A 4,455-nucleotide genomic window follows, 5' to 3' on the forward strand; every position below is an offset into this window, starting at 1 on the left:
AAATACTGCTTACCGTATTCGATCAAGCTAGCTTGGTCCTTGACGTTCTGGTCATTGACCTCAACAACTGCTTCATAGATTTGGCTATATTTCCCAAGTAAGGGACTATCAATCACTACTACATAATCAACGTCAGGCGCCTTTTCTCCCTCGCCTTTAACGGTTGTTTTAAAGGTTATCCGAGTTTTCAAAGATTTCGTTGAGGTCTTATGCTGGTAGCTAGATAGATTTTTCTTGTACATAAAAAGCGATTCATTTTCAGAACCGCCATTCTTCAGCAAACGTAAGTTATAGCCATTTCGCACCATATCTCCGCCCCACTGACCAAGGATAGAATGCTTGTCTTTGGCCAAGACCTCCATAGCATTCTTGTCCTTGATGTTGAGCGTATGCCTGTCGTCAATATCCGAGAAAAAAGAAAAGGGATTGGTTCTGGTAATACTACCAGCAAAAGCACTCAACACCCTTGTACCACTGACACGATCAACCTCGATAGAGCTGACGATGTAATTATTTAACAAACTGATAACCTGATTGGCATAGACTTGAATATATCCTTGTTGCTTTTCAACCTCAAAAATATAAAAATCCTGCTCACTATGCAGGTCATCAGCTGTCAAAAAGGTTTCCTCTTTCAGCAATTCCCACTTGGGATCCGATGTAGGAAAACGAAAGGTCAGTTGATAGGTATTGTTTCGTTCCTGAACGATTTCGTCATTGTAGGCCTCATTTAAAGGCGTATTGCCTTCAGTAAGATAAATCATAAGATATACCTCCAATTTGGCCGAACTGTGACCTTATGGACCGCACCAGTAAAGACCAGACCGTTATTCCCGACTGCTAATTCAAAGAATCCTCCACGTTTACGTAAAGTATTTTGCACTGCACCATCTGCATTATAGATATTTTGTTTCTTATGCCTACAGTCAATGGTCACTTTTCGTCTAATGGTCAAGTGCATAGTTGTCCGTCCGATAGTCAAAGAAATATCTCCATCCCCTTCAATCTCAATCACAGGCTCACTATAAACAGAGCCTGGATTGTCGATATTTCCACTTGCGGTAAAGATAAGAGGAGCAACACCTTTCTGATAACGGAACGGTTGCATACTCAACTTAATTTCTAGTTTCCAGCCGTGCATCCCATGAGGTTTATATTTTGCACTGATGAAGTCAGCATAAAATAAAGAGCCTAGCTGGTAGCTAAACTCTAGCGTATTATCATTTGGTTGGAATCTCTCAACGATTTTAGACGGGTCTACCGTCCTTGGAAGGTAAAATGCAAATGTTCGTTCATAACTCTCATAAGCACCGTCCAAGACACGGTAATTCCCGTTAACCCCAAATAGAGTAGCTGTTTCTGAAACTTTAGGTTTAGCAGCCTCTACCTCACCAAAGTCGGTCACAACACATTTAGGAATGGTTGAAGTATTGAAACCATTGATAATCATGTATTCCATTAAATTCCCTCCCTAGCATAAATTGCACCTTGGCGTTGGTAGACGCTCATTGAAATTTTATCGGCGTCCAGGTAAGTATCTGACGGCTTTTCAAGGATAGCAGTAAGGATCTTCTCCATACTTGCTCTCAAAATCGCTATCTCAGACACGGTTTGACTGTCTTTTGCCTCGAGTTGAGCGCTTGGCATAGCCAAACTTGCTTCAATATTTTTGGCAATGGCAGGTGTTCCACTCAAACCAAAATCATCATTTGAAAATGCGTTTGAGATTTCGCCAGCCATTCCGCTGACGGATTTCTTAACATCTTTGAAACGGTCCTGCAACCCTCTATCCAAACCTTGCATAATCGCATTACCAGCAGGAATCAAGAGCTTGCGGTCGTATTCAATCGGACCTTTGTGGTCACGAATCCAACCAGCAATACCTCCGACGAAATCAGTCACTGAGTCCCAAGCGGATTTCAAACCGCCTAGAAATCCATCAAGAATAGCCTTACCTGCTGACCATAGGTCGATATTACGAATACCATCGAAGATACTCGTAACATTACTTACAAGGTCACTAACACCTTGCTTCATACTTTCCCATGCTCTCTGAGCGCCTTGGACAAGTCCATCAATCAGACCTAAGACAGTTGATTTCAAACCTTCCCAGGCACTGCTTGCGACAGATTTGATAGTGTTCCAGATGTTAGATAATATCTGAGCAAAACCATCAAAGATAGCCTTACCTGCATCAGACAACCCTTTCCAGATTGTACTGAGAGTGCTGGAAAAGTTTTCAAAAGTTGCTTTACCATACCCTACGATAACATCTACAACTCCAGAGAAGTATGTCTTGATACCTTCCCAAATCATGGATACGCCATTTTTAATGCCATCCCAAATTAGAGAAAGGTCAGCTCCTAGCTGGGTGAAATTCCCTGTCACAAGGTCGATGATGACGAGAATAGCACCCAAGAAAATAGATTTGATGAAGTCCCAAGCACCTTGAAAAATCATCTTAATTCCTTCCCAAATTTGAGCAAGACCATCTGAAATATTGTTCCAAATATTCATGAATCCATTAATGAACGGTTGAACAATCGCCATCACTGCTGTTGTGATAGCTGTCCATGCCACAGATGCAGCCTCTTGAATACTTACCCACAAATTACTAGCACCTTCAGAGATACCAGACCAAAGGCCTACAAAGAAATCAGCAATCCCCTGCCATGCCTGTTTGATCCAATCTACAAAAGATGACCATATTTGTCTACCTGTTTCAGTTTGAGTGAAGAACCAAGCTAATGCGGCAACCGCAGCTGCAATCCATCCTATAAGTGGGATTGAAGAAATAGCTGCCGTAATACTCGTAGCAAAAGTTGTTATTGCTGTCTTAGCAATTCCAAGAACTCCACTTATTCCGCCTAAACCTTGTAAAAAGTTTGCAAATTTCATTACTGGCAAACCAACGCCGAGAGCAACTACCGCTGTCTTCAGTAAATCAGCTGCTAATTTATTTTCTTTGAAAAAGTTAGTGATTTCTTTTAGGATAGAAGAGCTGATTCTCAATGCTGAACTCAAAATTTCAAAAGCAGTTCCAAGAAGATTGACTCCCTGCTCACCACCCTGAATTCCTAAGAGATCGCCTACAAAATCAGCTACGATGCTACCAACATTACCGATAACTGACCCGATATTCTCAAAGGTTACACGGATATTGTCCGCAATATTAACAATTTGGGTTGCCGCTTCATCGCTAAATCCTAACGTGTTTAGGATATCGATATTCCCTTGCCTATCCATTGACCCGAAGATCATATCAAAAAAGGTTTGGAAAATCCCTGTCACACGTCCGATTTGGTCATAGACTGCACTACCAAAAGCGTCCCCAAAAAGCTGAGAAGCTAAAGAGCTTACGCCTTCGGTCAGTACTACTCCTAGTCCTGATAAGATATTTCCTATCATTGGTAAGAAGTTGCCAAAAAGGAAAGTTTTAGTAGTTTCTAATAGCGATTGTAAGGCTGGAGTTACATTTTCGCCAATCGCAATTTTACCTAAAACGTTTTGAGCAGCTGCTTTCATCGATTCAAAGGAGCCTGTGAAAGTTGTTGCTGCTTCTCTTGCTGTTGTGCCAGTGATATCCAAATTCTCTTGGATAGCGTGAATGGCGCTATAAACATCTGACAAATTATTAATGTCATACTTAACACCTGTCAATTTTTCTGCGTCGGCCAGAAGCCGTTGCATTTCTTGTTTTGTACCACCATAACCCAATTTTAAGTTATCAAGCATGGTGTAGTTTTGCTTGGCAAAACCTTGATAAGCCAGCTGAATGCTTTCCATAGATGTCCCCATCTTGTTCGCATTATCCGACATATCAATCATGGCCATGTTAGCTGTTTCTGCCGCCTTATCTGTATCTCCACCGAGCGATTGCAACAAGCTGGCTGAGAAACCCGTAACATTTTCCATATAGGCATTGGCCGATAGACCTGTTGTTTTGTAGGCCTCGTTTGCAAAGCCTTTGACCTTATCAGCTGAATCTTTAAATAGGGTTTCGACACCACCAAGCGATTGTTGTAGTGCTGCCCCTTCAGTTATGGATGCTCCAATGGCCTTACCAATTCCTGCAGCAGCAATAACTCCTGAAACAGCCCCCATCATTTTGGATCCGAGGGATTCGCCTGCGCTAACGCCAGCGGAGGCGACTTCACCACCCATTTCCTTGTGAATCATGCCACTAATGCCTTTAGCAGACGGAATGATTTGTACATAGGCTTTTCCTAATTCGGTCGCCACTATTCCTCACCTCCTGTTTTCGCAAGTAAAGCCTTGCGATAATTTTCAAAGTCCTCACCAGATTCGAAAACGAGATAATCCCTTTCGTCACTCTCTTCTTTGTGATTTTTTGTAAGCAACTCAGCAATTGACGTCGGGCGATTAACACCCTTTTGACCATCTTTTGTTTGCAACCACAAAGAAAGCGAAAGTCTGTCTACGATACTTGCAAGT

At 42.1% G+C, this 4,455-nt stretch carries 4 protein-coding genes; all 4 read right to left on the reverse strand.

Annotated features, from left to right (window positions below; translation table 11 throughout):
- A partial coding sequence (locus SMIDD26_RS10160) for a phage tail spike protein (protein ID WP_280630530.1) occupies positions 1-764 on the reverse strand: 764 nt, incomplete at its 3' end.
- On the reverse strand, positions 761-1,459 hold the full coding sequence (locus SMIDD26_RS10165) for a phage tail protein (protein ID WP_061440026.1): 699 nt from the start codon (positions 1,457-1,459) through the stop codon (positions 761-763). The genes SMIDD26_RS10160 and SMIDD26_RS10165, both read right to left, overlap by 4 nt.
- On the reverse strand, positions 1,459-4,242 hold the full coding sequence (locus SMIDD26_RS10170; protein WP_061440027.1) for a phage tail protein: 2,784 nt from the start codon (positions 4,240-4,242) through the stop codon (positions 1,459-1,461). The genes SMIDD26_RS10165 and SMIDD26_RS10170 overlap by 1 nt, the downstream gene beginning before the upstream one ends.
- Positions 4,242-4,455: DUF5361 domain-containing protein (locus SMIDD26_RS13400; RefSeq protein WP_246747032.1), on the reverse strand; the 214-nt coding region annotated here is incomplete at its 5' end. The genes SMIDD26_RS10170 and SMIDD26_RS13400, both read right to left, overlap by 1 nt.

The sequence above is a fragment of the Streptococcus mitis genome, assembly GCF_001579035.1.
Lineage (GTDB): Bacteria > Bacillota > Bacilli > Lactobacillales > Streptococcaceae > Streptococcus > Streptococcus mitis_J.

Excerpts from the sequence above, each read along its gene's own strand:
- SMIDD26_RS10165 (WP_061440026.1), bottom strand. The coding sequence starts at position 1,459 with ATGGAATACATGATTATCAATGGTTTCAATACTTCAACCATTCCTAAA.